The following is a 16,556-nucleotide window of genomic DNA, read 5'->3' as shown; positions in this document are numbered from 1 at the left end:
TTTTTCCAGATTCAAATTAACCCATGTCAAAAATCAACATATTCTGGTTTAGGAGAGATTTACGCTTTACCGACAATACCGCACTTTATTATGCCCTAAAGGAAAATTTGCCCGTGTTGCCCATCTTTATTTTCGACAAAAGTATTTTGGGAAAACTAGAAAATAAGGAAGATGCCCGAGTTGAGTTTATTCAGAACACTATTGCTAAAATGAATCATAAACTGAGGGATAAAGGCTCAAAATTCAAAACATTCTACTCCAACCCTATTGAGGCATTTGATAGTCTCACCAATGAATATGAAATAGAGTCGGTTTTTACCAATAGAGATTACGAACCCTCTGCCATTACCCGCGACCAACAAGTAGAAACATTCTTAAAATCGAAAGGCATCAAGCTCTATACTTTCAAAGACCATGTGATTTTTGAAAAGGAGGAAATTGTATCAGGTACCGGCAACTTTTACAAAGTATTTACCCCTTATAGTAAGGTATGGTTAGAGAAATATTCAAAGAACAAACCTGCCATACTTAATGATGGACTAAGTGCAAACAACTGGTATCAAACCAGCCATAAAGAAGTCCACTCCCTAGACCAAATCGGTTTTAAGAAAACCGAGATTCATATTCCTTCCGAAAGTCTTAAGGAAGAATTAATTAAAAAGTATGATCAGTTAAGGGACTTTCCTGCAAAAGACGCTACTTCTCGTTTAGGTATTCATTTAAGGTTTGGAACGGTCAGTATTAGGCAATTGGCTAAAAAAGCCGAAAGCATCAATCAAACCTTTCTCAACGAGCTGATATGGAGAGATTTCTATGCGATGATTTTAGCAAACAATCCTCAGGTTGTGAGTAATGCATTCAAACCTCAATACGACCAAATTCCTTGGCTACGCGATGAAGAAGGTTTTCAGAAATGGTGCGATGGCACAACGGGGTATCCGATAGTAGATGCAGGTATGAGGCAACTCAACCAAACGGGTTTTATGCACAATAGAGTAAGAATGATTGTAGCCAGTTTTCTTACCAAACACCTACTGATAGATTGGCGCTGGGGAGAAGCCTACTTTGCTGAAAAACTGCTCGATTTTGATTTAGCTTCGAACAATGGTGGTTGGCAGTGGGCTGCAGGAACAGGCACCGATGCACAACCCTACTTCCGTGTTTTCAACCCCGAATCGCAAACAAAAAAGTTTGACCCCGAATTGAAGTACATTAAAAAATGGGTGCCTGAATACGGTTCTTCAAATTATCCGAAACCAATGGTGGACCACAAGTTTGCCCGACAAAGAGCACTGAATACTTACAAAGTTGCGTTGGCAAACAATTAGAATTCATCAAACCGATTAAAGGTGTTTTTTTTAAGCCTATTTAATTAATATCTTCGCCAAGCACGTCAGCCACACTTTTTAATGGAATATATACCAGAACCAGTAAAGATCTTTGTTGTAGAAGATGATCCTGTTTATCAAAAACTACTAAAGTACATTGCAGAGCTAAACCCTGACCATGTAGTTAAAGTGTTTCCAAATGGCAAAGACTGCATTGCCCATTTGAACGAAAATCCTTCAGTAGTTACGCTAGATTACTCGCTACCAGATATGACTGGTGACGAAGTGTTAAAGGCCATTAAAAGTAATAACCCAGAAACCAATGTGATTGTGGTTTCCTCTCAGGAAGACATTAATACGGCCATAGGTCTATTAAAAGTTGGTGCTTACGACTACATTACAAAAGACGAAGAAACAAAAGACAGACTGCTTAACGCCATTAATAACGCTAAGAAAAACGCTTCATTAAAAGAAGAGATTATTCATTTGCGTGAAGAAATTGGCGAAAAATACGAGTTCGAAAAAAGCATAATAGGAGAAAGTAAAGCGATTCAAAGAGTATTTAAACTCTTAGCAAAAGCAATTAAAACGAGTATCACCGTTTCAATTACTGGTGAAACAGGAACTGGTAAGGAAGTAGTCGCAAAAGCCATTCATTATAACTCCGACAGAAAAGGAAAACCTTTTGTAGCTGTTAATATTGCCGCAATTCCAGACAACCTTATTGAAAGCGAATTATTTGGGCATGAAAAAGGAGCGTTTACTGGCGCTATGGCCCGTAGAAAAGGTAAGTTTGAAGAAGCAAACGGAGGCACTATTTTCTTAGATGAAATTGGTGAGATGGACATTAACCTTCAAGCCAAACTTTTAAGAGTTATACAAGAAAGAGAACTAAATCGTGTAGGTGGAAATGAGGCCGTAAAATTCGATGTTAGAATTTTGGTAGCTACCCATAAAAATCTAGCGGAAGAAGTAAAAAGCGGTGCTTTCAGAGAAGATCTATATTATAGATTACTCGGTATTCCTATTGAACTACCACCTCTCAGAGATAGAGACAAAGACATTCTTCTTATTGCCCGTCATTTATTAGCCAATTTTGCCAAAGAAAACGGACTAGGAAAAGTTAGCCTTAGTAGAAACGCCCAAACCAAATTATTGAAGTACGGTTATCCTGGCAATGTTCGTGAGCTGAAGTCCGTGATTGAACTAGCCGCAGTAATGTGCGAGAATAATCAAATTGAAGAAGAAGACATTACCTTTAACTCTTTGGCCAAAGAAGGGCAATTTTTAATGGATGAAATGTCGTTAAAAGATTACACCTTTAAAATCATTAGGCATTTCTTAGATAAGCACGACAACAATGTTTTGTTAGTAGCAAGTAAGCTCGACATTGGTAAGTCGAGCATTTATCGCTATTTAAAAGAAATGGAAGAGGAAGGAATTTAGTTTATTCCAACATTTCTGAAAGAGTAGACTTAAGCATAAAAGGCTCTAAGGGTTTTTGAAGGTAGGGCCTTTTACACTTCAGTCGTTTACTCACTTCCTCTTCTTCTAAACTTGAGGTAAGCACCATTCCAATATTCTGAAACCTTGGGTCATTACTCACACGGCTTATAAACTCGAAACCGTCCATTTTTGGCATTTCCAAATCTGTAATAACAAGATCAACTTTGTTTCCACTCTCTAGCCAAGTCAAGCCTTGAAGCCCGTCTTCAAATAAAAACAGTTCGTAGTCCCTAGAAAGTAAGTGTATTATAAGCGCTCTATTGGTAGGTTCATCATCTAGAATTAATATCCTCTTTTTCATAGTTATAGTCGCTAACCTCGCTGAATCCGTGCCAGAAATGTTGAATCCCTTCAAAAAGGTTAAATCAAGAGATTTCTAGAGTATATCAAATTTTATTATTCTTAAAACCATCCCAATTCGAGACTTTAATCCCTAATATTGACCCATATTCAAATATTACCTCCTATAAAAAGCCACCTTTCAATTGAATCTTTTTTAGTTAATTTTCCCTGTTCAAAGTAAATGAGGTAAAGTGGCCTATTTGGTCTGAATTCTCCTTGAAAAAAATAATAGCTGACAATCAAATATCAATTACCATGAAGAAATTTTTACTAGCGATTTGCTTTTTAATCGTATCAGGCTTCCTAGGTTTTGCCCAACAAAAGCCACTCTCTCAACTCACCGTTGAAGAACTAATGCAAGAGCCCGATCAATTTGTGGGCATTATGCCTTCTAGACCTCAATGGTCTAGAGATAGCAAATCAATCTACTTTATGTGGAACCCAAGCGGAGAAGGATTTCCTAGTTATCATAAGGTGGGTTTAGATGGAAACAATCCTGTTGAAATAGAAGATACAAGCGATGGTTTTCCTTCAAATTACCAATACAATAAAGATCGCTCTAAAATAGTTTTCGAACGATCTGGTGATATCTATACCATGGATGTAAAAACCATGACAGAAAAGAAGATAACTTCCACAGTCGCCAGAGAATCAAGCCCCTCTTTTCACAGCGATGAATCAGTTATCACCTTTATTACTGATAATAACCTATTTTCTATTGATACAAGAACTGGACTGATTAGACAGTTAACGAACATTAAAATTGCAGACGATAATGAAGATAGACCTAACCGTCCTTCTACCTCTAGAGATGGCAACAGAGACCAAGACAAATGGATTTCTGATGATCAACAGTCTACTTCTGAAATTTTAAGAGAGCAAAGAAACAGGCCAAGACGTTTTTCAGCAGCTGGCCAAAGGTTTTTCCAACAAAGCCAAGGCGAAGGCAGAATGTCGCAAATTGAATTAGACAATGTTAGTGGACTACAGCTTTCACCTGATGGAAAATATGTGAGCTTTAGTGTTTGGATTGCAGCAGAAAACCCAGCAAAAAACACAATTGTACCAAACTATGTAACCAGCAGTGGCTATACTACAGACATCAACGCGAGATCAAAAGTAGGTGGAGACCAATCTTACAGAGAACTGGGTATTTATAACATTGAGGCAGACAGCTTTTATATGGTAGACACAAAACAATTGCCTGGCATTACCGATTTGCCAGATTACGTAACAGACTACCCAGACAGAAGCTTTGATAAAGAGCCAAGAAAAGTGTCTTCTGGAAGTATCGCTTGGTCTAACGATGGTAAATACACAGTGGTGCAATTTTCATCTTTAGACAACAAAGACCTTTGGATCATGAGACTCCTTCCTTCTTCTGGTGATTTAATTCCTGTTGACCGCCAGCGTGATGAGGCTTGGATTGCTGGGCCTGGTATTGGAAGAGGCATGAACTTCTTACCAGACAACAAAACTATTTACTATCAGTCAGAAAAATCTGGTTACTCTCACCTCTATACCCATGATCTATCTACTGGTGTCGTAAAACAACTTACTACTGGAAACTACGAAGTATATGACCCTCAATTATCCAATGATGGAAAAACTTGGTACTTCACTGCAAACATGAAACACCCTGGAATCCGTCATTTTTATTCAATGCCATTAAAAGGTGGAAAGCCAACGCAAATCACTACTGAAGACGGCCATAACGATGTTACGCTTTCTCCAGATGAAAAAAACTTGGCTATTCTTTACTCTTACACCAACCGCCCACCAGAGCTTTTCATTCAAGCAAACAAGCCGGGTGCTGCTAAAAAACAAGTTACCGAAAGCTTACAAGCTGGTTTCAAACAGTATAATTGGTACAAACCAGAAGTAATTACTTTCAAGGCACAAGATGGTGAAATGGTGCATGCAAGAGTTTATAAGCCAGAAAACCCAAATGGAGCAGGTGTAATTTTTGTTCATGGTGCTGGCTACCTACAAAATGCACATTACGGCTGGAGTAGCTATTTAAGAGAATTCATGTTCAACAACATGTTAATGGCCAAAGGCTATACCGTATTAGATATTGATTATCGCGGTAGTGCCGGATATGGCAGAGACTGGAGAACTGGAATCTATCGCCACATGGGTGGAAAAGACCTTTCTGACAACATTGATGGAGCTAAACTATTGGTAAGCGACTATGGTGTAGATCCTAAGAGAATTGGAATGTACGGTGGATCATACGGTGGTTTCATTACTCTTTTTGCTATGTTCAATCACCCTGATGTAATTACAGCAGGTGCAGCTTTGAGATCGGTTACTGACTGGGCACATTATAACCACGGTTATACTTCCAACATCTTAAATACACCGTTAGAAGACCCAAAAGCTTATAAAAGAAGCTCCCCTATCTATTTTGCAGAAGGTTTACAAGGCCATTTATTGATTGCTCACGGAATGGTAGATACCAATGTTCATTTTCAGGATGTAGTTCGTTTGGCCCAAAGATTAATTGAACTGGGGAAAGACAACTGGGAAATGGCACTCTACCCTGTTGAAAATCATGGATTTACAACTCCAAGTAGCTGGACAGATGAATACAAAAGGATATTCAAATTGTTCGAAATGAACATAGGTAAGAAATAACCCCTTATGAAAAAACTAGCAACAATGGCTTTGGCACTGGCCTTTATGGCCTGCCAAAACCAAGCCCCCATAGACGACCCCAATATTGCAAGAGGCTTAATTGCCAGTAAAGCAATGGTAGTTTCCGCCCACCCCATTGCCTCCAATGTAGGGAAGGAAATTATGGAGAAAGGTGGAAACGCAGTAGATGCCGCAGTAGCCGTTCAATTTGCATTAGCTGTGGTCTATCCAGGTGCTGGTAACATTGGCGGTGGTGGCTTTATGGTTTCACGAATGGCCGATGGCACAGCCAATACGCTAGATTTTAGAGAAAAAGCACCAAATGCTGGTGGTCGTGATATGTACCTTGACGAAAACGGAGAGGTGATTTCTAACTTAAGTACACGCGGACATTTGGCTGCTGGCGTTCCTGGTTCTGTAGCAGGTATGGTAGAAGCGCATAAGAAGTATGGCAAGTTAAGCTGGGCAGAACTGGTTCAACCCGCCATCGATATTGCTTCAAAAGGATGGGTACTTACTGCCAGAGAAGCCTCAGGTTTGAATGGCAATCGTAAGTCATTCATGGACTTAAACACTGTAATGCCCGATTTCTTTTTGGCTGAAGAAGGTCAGGAATGGAAAGAAGGCGACTTGGTTAAAATTCCAGAACTCGCCAAAACCCTTGAAAGAATTCGCGACAATGGTCGTGACGGTTTTTACAAAGGTGAAACAGCCGATTTGATCGTTGCTGAAATGAAAAGAGGTAACGGAATCATTTCACATGAGGATTTAGAGCAGTATGAAGCCGTGTGGCGTACTCCTATTCAGGGCACTTATGGTGAATATGAGTTTATTTCAATGCCTCCTCCCTCAAGTGGTGGAATTGCATTAGCTCAACTTTTCGGGACAATGGAAAACTACAAGCTTAGCGAAATGGATTTCCATAGCACTGAGGCTGTGCATCTAATTGTTGAAGCTGAAAGAAGGGCCTATGCCGACCGTGCAGCACATTTGGGTGATCCAGACTTCTATGATGTGCCATTAAAGGGATTACAAGACCAAAACTACATTAAGGACAGAATGAAAAGCTTCGACCCTAACAAAGCCACACCAAGTAGCGAAGTTAGTGCTGGTAAGCCTGCCCCAGCCGAAAGTATGGAAACCACTCATTTCTCTATTATTGATCCAATGGGCAATGCCGTGTCGATTACTACCACGTTAAATGGCGGTATGGGGTCTAAAGTATTTGTGGGTGGCGCGGGCTTTCTGTTGAACAATGAAATGGACGACTTTAGTGTAAAGCCGGGAGTTCCAAACATGTATGGTTTAGTAGGTGGTGAGGCCAACGCCATTGCCCCAGGCAAAAGAATGCTAAGCTCTATGACACCAACCATTGTTTCTAAAGACGGAAAGCTCTTTATGGTGGTAGGAACACCAGGCGGTTCAACCATTATCACTTCAGTTTTTCAAACCATTATTAACGTAACCGATTTCGGAATGGGAATGCAAGAAGCAGTAGCTGCGCCCCGCTTCCATCACCAGTGGTTACCAGATCAAGTTACTTATGAGCGTGACGGCTTGAGCGCAGAACTACTGCAAGCACTTGAAGCTAAAGGGCATAAATTTAGAACCACAGGAGCAATTGGTCGTGTAGATGCTATTTTGGTAATGCCTAATGGCAAACTAGAAGCAGGAGCAGATCCTCGCGGTGACGATGCCGCTTCGGGCTTCTAACGAAAACAATAAGGACAACCATCCTTTTATCCATTTAGCCTGTAATTAACTCCATTTATCAATTGGTAAAACTTTGGAGCTTAATTGCAGGCTATTTTTATTTTATAACTTTAAAATAAAAACCCATGAAGAAGCTGCTTTTCATCTCCCTCCTATTCAGTAGTGTAGTTCTTTCTGCCCAAGATTTTGACAAACAAAAGTTAGACACCTACATCAACTCACTCCAGAAAAATGACAAAGCAAGCTTAGCAGTAGCCATCTCTAAATCGAACAAACCTGTTTATGAAGGTTACGCAGGTTTTCTCTCAGATAAAAATGAAAGGCAGATTGATTCAAATACCAAGTTTAGGATTGGCTCCATTACTAAAACCTTTACTGCAGTAATTGTTTTTCAATTGATTGAAGAAGGGAAAATCACTTTAGACACAAAGGTGGACCAGTTTTTTCCTGATGTGAAAAATGCAAATAAAATCACTGTAGCCCATCTTTTAAGTCATCAAAGCGGCATTTTTAATTTTACAGATGCACCATTATTCATGAACCTAATGGTCCAGAAAAAATCGAAGGACGATCTACTTGAAATCATCAAAGACCAAGATTCGGTTTTCGAGCCCGGCAGCCAAACCTCCTACTCCAACAGCGGCTATGTACTATTGGGTTTAATTATTGAAAAGGCAACCGGCAAAAGCTATGAAACACATCTAAAAAACAGAATCATTGATAAGCTTGGACTAAAGAACACTGCTTATGGCGACAAAATTGAAGCAGAGAAAAATGAAGCCACTTCTCTAAGTTTTCAAAATGGAAAATGGAATAACTTTCCTTTAGAGTCAGACATGAGTATCCCCTTTTCGGCAGGCGCTATAGTTTCAACTCCAAACGACTTAAATCAGTTTACCTACGCCCTATTCAATGGAAAGCTAGTTTCTGATGAATCAATAACAAAAATGAAGGAAATCAAGAGTGGTTTAGGACATGGCCTAATACCTGTTCCTTTCTATGGAAAAACCGCTTACGGGCACAATGGAAAAATCGACAATTTCGAATCTAGCGCGTATCACTTTAAAGCTGACGATATGAGTATTTCCGTTCTGGCCAATGGCTTAACCATTGGGTTCAACGACATTATGGTTGGAATGCTAAGCATTTATTTCAACCGAGATTTCGACCTCCCAAGCTTTGATCAGAAGCCCATTGAATTAAGTGCTGAAAGCTTAAAGAAATATGCTGGTTTGTTTTCATCTGATGCCCTACCCATCCAGATCGTGATTAATGCAGAAAATGGAAACATAACAGCTCAGGCTACAGGGCAAGCTGCCTTTCCACTTACACCTTACAGCCATAGAGAATTCAGGTTTGATCAAGCGGCAATAGTTATTCTATTTGGTGGAACTTCTGATGCGGTAGATTATACCACCTTCACACTCAAGCAAGGTGGTCAACAATTCACCTTTAAAAAGCAGTAATAAAGAAACACCTCAAGACAAAGTCTCTTTATTCATAGAATTATCCCAAAGCCCACTATATTAGTGCTTGGTTGTAAATAATGATAGCTCAGTTGTAAAGCTGACTGTCAAAGAATTGTGCTCAATGGTTTCGCTGTCAAGAATTCGATTTTGTATCGCCTTACTACTTTTCCTGTGCTCTTTCGGCCTTCTCAATGCCCAAGAGCAAACCACTGATTTTTTCCCGAAAGAATTATCTAAAGAACTAATAACGCTACCTACCGAGGGCAACCCACGCTCATACACCATAAGAACGCAAGAGCTTAAAGACAAAGCATCTACCATTACCATGTCTGAAATAACTCAAGAATACCTTTTAACCAACAACCGAGTTTATCAGGTGAGTTTAAAAACCCGAAAAGCACCTTTAGCAACTTATACTTTCGATTCACTTTTAAGAATAAAAACTATTGAAGACTATACAGACAGCGCTCCCACTCCTTGGGCTTTTTATCAATACAATGACATTGACCGCACTATAACAGAGTTAAAATTAAGAAGTGACTCCACTGTCTATACCAAAACTGTTTTAACCTTCAACAAAAACAACTCACTCGTTTCTAGGAAAGAGTATTTTGGTGAATCTGATCTAAAAAGCGAAAAGCATTTCACCTATAACGAGCATGGAGACTTACAGACTGAAAGCACCTTAGGTAACCAAGAAGAAAGTACAAGTATTTACCAATATCAGTACGATAGCAATGGTGCTAAATTAATGCGTAAGAAATTCAATAATGAAAAATTGGAAAACAGAATTGAGTATCAATACTTTCCAGATTCAACCGTCCAAATATCAACCGATTATGGTTTCAATAAAAGGCCTAAATCTCAAAATTTAACTGTTCTACAAGATTCACTCAGGGTAGAAATTGTAGGTTACTTTTCCAGCATAGACACCACCCAGTACAGATCTAGCTTTAAAGAATTATATGTGGGCGAAGACCTATTGGAGTACGAAAGCAGAACAATTAATGGGGTATTCGTTAACCGTTTCAAAACATTCTACGAATATGATTCACATGGAAATTGGATCAAACGTATGACCTATGAGAACAACAAATTGATTAAGGTAGAAAACCGTTTATTTCGGTATTAATCATACCAAAGGGTTGAGTTTTTAAACTTTAAGCATTCCACTAAAAGGTATTCCCCTTCTTCATTAGAATTCCTTAAATTCAGCCAATCAATTCTTACTTTTTGCAATCATGAAGCACCTTTATTCAACCTGTCTAATCTTCACCTTTCTTCTTTGTTCCACATTTAGCTTTTATGGTCAAGAACAGAAAGACCCAAAAATACCTGAGCCAAAGAAATTCACAACCCAACACGAAGGAGTTTTTGGTGGTAAAAAAATAGCCTATACAGCTTCGGGCAGCGAAATGCACTTGACCAACTCAAAGAACGAGCCTACTGGCTCAATGTGGTCGGTGGCTTATACTAAATCGGGTAGTATTGAACAAAGTACTCGCCCCGTTACTTTTGTTTTTAATGGAGGCCCAGGATCTGCTTCTATGTGGCTTCACATGGGTTTCTTTGGCCCAAAAGTAGTACGTGTAGATAGTGACGCTGTTGAAGATGACGGGGGCGCTCCCTACCCTATTGACGAAAACAAGTTTGGCCTTTTAGATATTACTGACCTGGTATTCATCGACCCAATTGGCACAGGCTATAGTCAGTTGATTGGTAATGGAAAGGGAGAAGAATACTGGGGTTTGAATCAAGATGCGCAATCAGTAGCTACCTTCATTCGCCAATGGGTAACTCAGAATAACCGATGGATGTCGCCTAAATATATTGCTGGCGAAAGCTTTGGTACCACCAGAGCTGCTGCTGTTTCTCAAGCATTAGAGGGCAGCGGACAAGCCTTGGCTTTGAATGGTTTAATCTTAATTTCTCAAGCCTTGGATTACGAAGGTTCAACCTCAATTGATGATAACATTACTTCATATGTTACCTACATGCCTACAATGGCCGCTACGGCTTGGTACCACAAAAAAGCAGGGCAAGGCAAAACCTTGGAAGCTTTTGCACAAGAAGCACGCGATTTCGCATACAATGAATATGTATCTGCGCTCTATAAAGGTGATTTAATTACACCACAAGAAAAAGAAGCCATTTCCCAAAAGCTGGCTTATTTCTATGGCATCGACATTAACTTTATAAAAAGAGCCAACAATCGAGTGTTGACTGGTCGTTTCAAAAAAGAGCTTTTAAGAGACAGAGGTGTAGCATTAGGCACTTTAGATTCTCGATACTATGGCGATGATCCCGATGACACTGCCGATTCTCCTGAACTGGGCGATGCCTCTAGTTATAAGGTTTCCGCAGCCTATACCGCAGCGTTGAACCATTACTTTACCAATGATTTAAAGATTACCATGGACAGACCTTACCTTACTAGCGGACGATTGAGCAGCTGGGACTGGGGCGCTGGTGGCGAACCTATGTACGTAAAAACCTCCCGTAGATTGGCCAACGCCATGCGTAGAAATGAGGGAATGAAAGTATTGGTGGCTTGTGGTTATTATGATATGATTACCCCCTTTTTCGATGCTGAATTCACCTTCTCTCGTAATGCCATCCCGATGGCCCGCGTGAAATTAACCTATTATGAAGGTGGTCATATGATGTACAACCATCAGCCCGATTTCGAAAAGCTAGCCAACGACATCAGGGCGTTTATTACAGAGAAGTAAGGCGAGAATTAACGAGCTAATAAAACATTCAAGGCTTTTTACTTGAATATAGCAACACCCTCTACTAACAGAATTATAAATTTTCAGACCTTTCGTTCCTCAAGGAAAGAAAACAAGCATTTTCTGTTTTAGCGAATAAAAGTTGTATGCACACTCCTTTTCATCCTGAACGGTAGTGAAGGAACTGAAAACTATGTCATTATCAAAGCTCAATAATCACTACATAACCTATTCGGAGCGTCATTGCGAGAAATAAGCGATGCGCAAGCATGAGCTTATGACGAAAATCAATCAAAAAATATTTTGAGTAACTCAAAAGTTACATATATATTTGCGTAACCTTAAAGTTACGCAATGATGAAAACAGAAATTAAGCACAAGTGGTTTTACAACCAATCTCCAGAAGAAATTTGGGAATATCTTACTAAAGCGGAATTAATCGAAAAGTGGCTTATGCCCAATAATTTCGAGCTCAAAATGGGTCACGAGTTTAGATTTAAGACAAACCCGATTCCCAGCTTAGGTCTTGATGGAAACTTCTATTGTAAAGTTCTAGAAATTGTTCCCCTCAAGAAACTTGTTTATAGCTGGAAAGGTGGTTTGAGTGAAAAAAATCCAACACTTGAAACCATAGTGGAATGGACTCTAGAGGCAAAAGAAAGTGGAACCGAACTAAGACTTGCTCACACTGGATTTAAGGAAGATAATGGTTCAATCCTCGCAGCGATGTTTGATGGCTGGGACAAAAACATTCAAAAAATGCTCACCCATTTAAACTTACACTAGAATGACCACACCAACTCTTGATGCATTTCAGGTAATTGCTGATCCAAGTCGTAGGCAAATACTGGGCATGCTTACTCAAAGCACTCATAATATAAACTCATTAGCAGAAAATTTTGATATGAGCAGACCTGCGGTTTCAAAGCATGTTAAAATACTGCAGTCAGCAGGTTTTATCTCAATTCAAGAAATAGGCAGGGAAAGACATTGCATTTTAAATCAACAGGGGTTTAATGAACTCAAAACTTGGCTTAACTACTTTGATAAATTCTGGGATAGTAAGCTGAAAAATTTAGAAGCTATTCTCAACAACAAAATCGATAAATAAGACAATGATGAACTACGAAAACTATTCAGCTACAATTTTAGTTGAAAAATCACCTGAAACAGCATTTAAAGCAATTCAAGACTTTCGATCTTGGTGGTCGGAAGATATAGAAGGGAAAACAGACAAGCTTAATGAGGAGTTTTTCTACCACTATAAAGATGTTCACTTATGTAAAGTGAAGCTAATTGAAATGGAGCCGAATGAGAAGTTGGTTTATCAAATCATGGACAATCAGTTCAGTTTCACAAAAGATAAAAGCGAGTGGATAAACACTAAATTGGTTTTTGAAATTTCATTGCAAGACGGCAAAACACAAGTCAAATTTACGCACAAAGGACTAGTACCTGAATATGAGTGTTATGAGATTTGCGAAGACGCTTGGAGCAACTACATTAAGAAAAGTCTGTATAACTTGATAACTACAGGGGAAGGACAACCTAATCCAAAAGAGAAAGATGGTTTCAATGCGGAAATAGTTGAAAAATGGAAGTTGAAGTAAAAATCACTACCCAACAATGAGCCTGAAGGGTCTACATTCCCAATAATAGCTACTTATCAAATTAGATAGGTAGCTATGTTTTGCCTCTCCCACCCTATTTTACCAATGCTTAACAAATAGGCTTAACTGGATTTCCGAAAACATCAGTCGCAAAACTAGAATTGAGATAGAAGTTGCAGTCTGGCATTCGTTCTTTTAAAATGATCGCCTTTTCAAGGATGCCTTCTTCATCATCTTCTGAATCTAAAAACACTTCTTTGAGGCTTTGATTGTTTAAACTGTCACATAAATCGGCTAATGTGATTCCTGTTTTTGTGATGTTTAAGCTTTGTAAAGAGGCCATTTCATTGAAAAACGGAATACTTGCTTTAGTGATTTTACTATGACTCCTTAAACAGAGATTTTCCAAATCCTTAAGCTTAGCGATGTGCTTCACTCCCTCATCTGTAACCAATGTGTCTTTCAAATAAATCTCCGATATGGATGAAACGCGCAAAGTGAAAAAGTAGAAAAAGTCATCATCATTTTCTGAATCTATCGATTTATAGCCGCTCCATGCTGGAGGAATAGCATCTAGCTTTTCGATTCGAAAATGGCGCTTCCAGAATTTCTTTTCTTCTTTTAAGAGGTTCATTTCAACTTATTTCTTAGCTGAATTTATTAAATAATATGTATTGAAAATTACTCAAAGCAATTAGGTTTCGCTGACGAGAACAGTTTCTATTTTTTCATCAAACTTTTAATGTCTAAATGGAATAAAGCGTCATCATCAGATTCATAAATAACAGTTTTACTGCTGTCTAATAAGTGAAATGCCCCGGATGAATTTCTCACGAACATCTTTTGAATTGCTCCATCTTTGTCAAATACTTTATAATATCCAAAAGTTGCCGAATTAGCCATTTTTCTAGCTTCTGTATTCGCCTCAAATTTGTTGTTACTTTCAAATTTCGTGTCATCTCCGATAAAAACAACCACAATATCCAAATGCAAGGATTTGTAACCGTTGGTATTTTCAGCATTATTCGACTCTTCAATCAAACTGTATAACGTTTCAAGTCTACCTTTTGCTTCAGATGTACTTATATCACAAAAATAAATTAAGGTAAAGTCTGATTTAATTTTGTAAAGATTTGGTTCTCTGTCTTTAAGACCAACATTACGCGTAATTGAAAAATCTGGGGCTTTATAAGGTACAAAAGGCTTTGGCTTTACATAGTTATTGTTCTTAAACCAATAAGTGCCTTCCTTAGATTTAGTGAAGTCAAAATCATACTGAATTTCATCTGTGGGCATGTATACAAGCTTCATATTCGTTGTTCCATTTGATTCCTCAATAACTTGTTTAAGCAAGGCTTCATTTTCTGTGCTTGGAATCCATTGACCATTGAAAAACTTAGTCCGTGAAGAAGTAATGGTTTTTGACTCCACCAATGATAGTAGTTTTTCGATTCCATTAATTGAAAGACTACGACTCATCAATGTTGATGTGACGATGTTAAAATCTGTATCTAACCAAAACAATACAGGGGTAGCTTCTCGATCATGAAAGCCAAAAAGGTTATGAAAATCAAATAGGCTTATTAATTTTTTAGCATATAAGGGATTCTCTCGATCTATTGTTGAAATGAACTGCTCATCTTTATCATAAAACCTTTTCGGATTTCTGTTGATTATAACAATATTATACTTTTCATTGACCTTACTAATCAAAAGCGAATCAATAACTCTTTTGCTGCTCAGATCATATGAGGCCCATGTAAAGACAAGTGTTGGTTTCTTTTTAAGTCGTATTTTATTTTTTAAATGGCTTAAATAATTCACTTCCTTATTATCAGAAGTGCGCATTTTGCCTTCATTAAAGTTTTGATACAAATTAAATTTGACGGGCATTGGCGTTGAAATGCTATCCTTCAGTGCTTGAGCTCTCAAAGACAGGCTGCAAAAAATAAAACAGATTATGACTGCGGCTTTACTTACTCCCATACCATCCAATTTTAAGTGAACTATTCGATTTCGGTCAGCTTATAAAGCGTTACCCTTCTGAAAGATCAGTTAATTTCTTGATCTGGAAATGCGGCCACGAGAATTTATTTTTTGCCTTTAAAAGCCATTAATAACTAAACAGCCACTTCCACTTTGGCATATTTGTTTCGATATTCGATGGGTGTTAGCCCCGTGATTTTCTTAAACACATTACGGAAAGCTTTGGTATCGGTATACCCCACATCAAACATTACTTCATTGATGTTTTTTCGGCTCGATTCAAAACTGCGTTTGGCCGCTTCTATTTTGATCCGTTGGAGATATTCTAACACCGTATTTCCTGTGGCTTGTTTAAACCTGCGCTCAAAACTTCTTCGGCTTACGGCTACATGATCGGCCACATCATCTACCGATATTTTCTCTTGAAAATTCTCTTCTAAATATTGCTGAGCAAGACTTACCGCTTCGTCATTATGATCTTTCTGTCCATTGAAAATAGCAAAGGAAGATTGACTGTTTCTGTCAATATCAATTGCAAAATATTTGGACGCTAGAATGGCCGTATCGCGGTCGGTGTATTTTTCAAGAATATATAGCAGCAAATTCCAATAGGAGTTGGCTCCCCCACTCGAATAGATTCCTTTTTCCTCGGTAATAATACTACCGTCCATGATTTCCACATCAGGAAAAGTCTCTCTAAACTCATTATAATAAGCCCAATGTGTAGAGCATTTTTTATCTTTTAGTAAACCTGTGGAAGCCAATAAAAATGCGCCAACACAAAGAGAAGCCACTTCCGCCCCTTTATTATGTTGTTCAATAATCCATGGAATTGCTTCTTGATTTACTTCCACGGCATTTTTCATATCTCCAAAAAGGGCAGGAATAACAATTAAGTCGGTTTGTTTTACTTCCCCAATCAACTTGTCTGCATGAACGGAAAAGACACCATCGTGAAGCTTCACTTCTTTGGTTAATGCTACCAACTGAACATTGAAGAGTGGTGCTTTTCCTGCTGCCTGCAAAAATTGATTAGCAGCAGTAAACATATAACGAGGATCAGCCACAGCCTCCATTACAGACGACTCCGGAACAAATATGGAAACGGTTTTCATCCTTAAAAGTAAATCAAAAGATTGGCGGAATCAACCCCATAAAGTGTCGGTATCTCCCCTCTTCCGTTTAGAATCGAGTCCCGATATTTGTAATGTAACTTTTGAAAAACCTTAA

At 38.6% G+C, this 16,556-nt stretch carries 14 protein-coding genes; 10 read left to right on the top strand and 4 right to left on the bottom strand.

Going from position 1 to position 16,556, the window contains the following annotated elements; translation table 11 throughout:
- The first annotated feature begins 23 nt into the window (after positions 1 to 23).
- Both AAC026_RS10910 and AAC026_RS10905 read left to right on the top strand, forming a co-directional pair.
- Positions 24 to 1,328 carry a deoxyribodipyrimidine photo-lyase gene (locus AAC026_RS10910; RefSeq protein WP_339697812.1) on the top strand — a complete coding sequence of 435 codons (1,305 nt, stop codon included), beginning with the start codon at positions 24 to 26 and terminating at the stop codon, positions 1,326 to 1,328.
- A gap of 81 nt (positions 1,329 to 1,409) precedes the next feature.
- On the top strand, positions 1,410 to 2,774 hold the full coding sequence (locus AAC026_RS10905; RefSeq protein WP_339697809.1) for a sigma-54 dependent transcriptional regulator: 1,365 nt from the start codon (positions 1,410 to 1,412) through the stop codon (positions 2,772 to 2,774).
- Between the two features lies 1 nt (position 2,775).
- Here AAC026_RS10905 and AAC026_RS10900 read toward each other — a convergent pair whose 3' ends face one another.
- The gene (locus tag AAC026_RS10900) at positions 2,776 to 3,135 is read right to left on the bottom strand and encodes a response regulator (protein WP_339607743.1); all 360 of its coding nucleotides are present in this window, start codon (positions 3,133 to 3,135) and stop codon (positions 2,776 to 2,778) included.
- Between the two features lie 296 nt (positions 3,136 to 3,431).
- Between AAC026_RS10900 and AAC026_RS10895 the strand changes: the two genes are divergently transcribed.
- From AAC026_RS10895 to AAC026_RS10860, 8 genes are all read left to right on the top strand, one after another.
- Positions 3,432 to 5,816 carry a prolyl oligopeptidase family serine peptidase gene (locus AAC026_RS10895; protein ID WP_339697806.1) on the top strand — a complete coding sequence of 795 codons (2,385 nt, stop codon included), beginning with the start codon at positions 3,432 to 3,434 and terminating at the stop codon, positions 5,814 to 5,816.
- 6 nt (positions 5,817 to 5,822) lie between these two features.
- Positions 5,823 to 7,529 carry a gamma-glutamyltransferase gene (gene ggt, locus AAC026_RS10890; protein WP_339697804.1) on the top strand — a complete coding sequence of 569 codons (1,707 nt, stop codon included), beginning with the start codon at positions 5,823 to 5,825 and terminating at the stop codon, positions 7,527 to 7,529.
- A gap of 125 nt (positions 7,530 to 7,654) precedes the next feature.
- Positions 7,655 to 8,995, top strand: a complete 1,341-nt coding sequence (locus AAC026_RS10885; RefSeq protein ID WP_339607746.1) for a serine hydrolase domain-containing protein — start codon at positions 7,655 to 7,657, stop codon at positions 8,993 to 8,995.
- A gap of 124 nt (positions 8,996 to 9,119) precedes the next feature.
- On the top strand, positions 9,120 to 10,130 hold the full coding sequence (locus AAC026_RS10880; protein WP_339697802.1) for a hypothetical protein: 1,011 nt from the start codon (positions 9,120 to 9,122) through the stop codon (positions 10,128 to 10,130).
- A 109-nt stretch (positions 10,131 to 10,239) separates the two neighbouring features.
- The gene (locus tag AAC026_RS10875) at positions 10,240 to 11,730 is read left to right on the top strand and encodes a peptidase S10 (RefSeq protein ID WP_339697799.1); all 1,491 of its coding nucleotides are present in this window, start codon (positions 10,240 to 10,242) and stop codon (positions 11,728 to 11,730) included.
- Between the two features lie 354 nt (positions 11,731 to 12,084).
- A complete protein-coding gene (locus AAC026_RS10870) occupies positions 12,085 to 12,516 on the top strand; it encodes an SRPBCC domain-containing protein (protein ID WP_339697796.1) in 432 nt (143 codons plus the stop codon).
- A 1-nt stretch (position 12,517) separates the two neighbouring features.
- Complete coding sequence (locus AAC026_RS10865) at positions 12,518 to 12,841, top strand: metalloregulator ArsR/SmtB family transcription factor (RefSeq protein WP_339697793.1); 324 nt, start codon at positions 12,518 to 12,520, stop codon at positions 12,839 to 12,841.
- A gap of 4 nt (positions 12,842 to 12,845) precedes the next feature.
- Positions 12,846 to 13,340, top strand: a complete 495-nt coding sequence (locus tag AAC026_RS10860) for an SRPBCC domain-containing protein (RefSeq protein WP_339697790.1) — start codon at positions 12,846 to 12,848, stop codon at positions 13,338 to 13,340.
- 109 nt (positions 13,341 to 13,449) lie between these two features.
- Here the strand turns inward: AAC026_RS10860 and AAC026_RS10855 are convergent, their stop codons facing one another.
- From AAC026_RS10855 to AAC026_RS10845, 3 genes are all read right to left on the bottom strand, one after another.
- Positions 13,450 to 13,974, bottom strand: coding sequence for a hypothetical protein (locus AAC026_RS10855; RefSeq protein ID WP_339697787.1), 525 nt, complete (start codon positions 13,972 to 13,974; stop codon positions 13,450 to 13,452).
- An 86-nt stretch (positions 13,975 to 14,060) separates the two neighbouring features.
- Positions 14,061 to 15,326, bottom strand: coding sequence for a hypothetical protein (locus AAC026_RS10850; protein ID WP_339697784.1), 1,266 nt, complete (start codon positions 15,324 to 15,326; stop codon positions 14,061 to 14,063).
- A gap of 134 nt (positions 15,327 to 15,460) precedes the next feature.
- Entirely contained in the window at positions 15,461 to 16,441 is a 981-nt protein-coding gene (locus AAC026_RS10845; RefSeq protein WP_339697781.1) for a helix-turn-helix domain-containing protein, read from the bottom strand.
- Between the last annotated feature and the right edge of the window lie 115 nt (positions 16,442 to 16,556).

This window comes from uncultured Roseivirga sp. (genome assembly GCF_963973945.1).
Lineage (GTDB): Bacteria > Bacteroidota > Bacteroidia > Cytophagales > Cyclobacteriaceae > Roseivirga.
Note: the sequence above shows the minus strand (reverse complement) of the source record. Positions and strands in the feature narration are given on the sequence as shown.

Bases quoted from the DNA above. Each gene is read 5' to 3' on its own strand.
- AAC026_RS10910 (WP_339697812.1), top strand. From the start codon at position 24: ATGTCAAAAATCAACATATTCTGGTTTAGGAGAGATTTACGCTTTACC.
- AAC026_RS10905 (WP_339697809.1), top strand. From the start codon at position 1,410: ATGGAATATATACCAGAACCAGTAAAGATCTTTGTTGTAGAAGATGAT.
- AAC026_RS10900 (WP_339607743.1), bottom strand. From the start codon at position 3,135: ATGAAAAAGAGGATATTAATTCTAGATGATGAACCTACCAATAGAGCG.
- AAC026_RS10895 (WP_339697806.1), top strand. From the start codon at position 3,432: ATGAAGAAATTTTTACTAGCGATTTGCTTTTTAATCGTATCAGGCTTC.
- ggt (WP_339697804.1), top strand. From the start codon at position 5,823: ATGAAAAAACTAGCAACAATGGCTTTGGCACTGGCCTTTATGGCCTGC.
- AAC026_RS10885 (WP_339607746.1), top strand. From the start codon at position 7,655: ATGAAGAAGCTGCTTTTCATCTCCCTCCTATTCAGTAGTGTAGTTCTT.
- AAC026_RS10880 (WP_339697802.1), top strand. From the start codon at position 9,120: ATGGTTTCGCTGTCAAGAATTCGATTTTGTATCGCCTTACTACTTTTC.
- AAC026_RS10875 (WP_339697799.1), top strand. From the start codon at position 10,240: ATGAAGCACCTTTATTCAACCTGTCTAATCTTCACCTTTCTTCTTTGT.
- AAC026_RS10870 (WP_339697796.1), top strand. From the start codon at position 12,085: ATGATGAAAACAGAAATTAAGCACAAGTGGTTTTACAACCAATCTCCA.
- AAC026_RS10865 (WP_339697793.1), top strand. From the start codon at position 12,518: ATGACCACACCAACTCTTGATGCATTTCAGGTAATTGCTGATCCAAGT.
- AAC026_RS10860 (WP_339697790.1), top strand. From the start codon at position 12,846: ATGATGAACTACGAAAACTATTCAGCTACAATTTTAGTTGAAAAATCA.
- AAC026_RS10855 (WP_339697787.1), bottom strand. From the start codon at position 13,974: ATGAACCTCTTAAAAGAAGAAAAGAAATTCTGGAAGCGCCATTTTCGA.
- AAC026_RS10850 (WP_339697784.1), bottom strand. From the start codon at position 15,326: ATGGGAGTAAGTAAAGCCGCAGTCATAATCTGTTTTATTTTTTGCAGC.
- AAC026_RS10845 (WP_339697781.1), bottom strand. From the start codon at position 16,441: ATGAAAACCGTTTCCATATTTGTTCCGGAGTCGTCTGTAATGGAGGCT.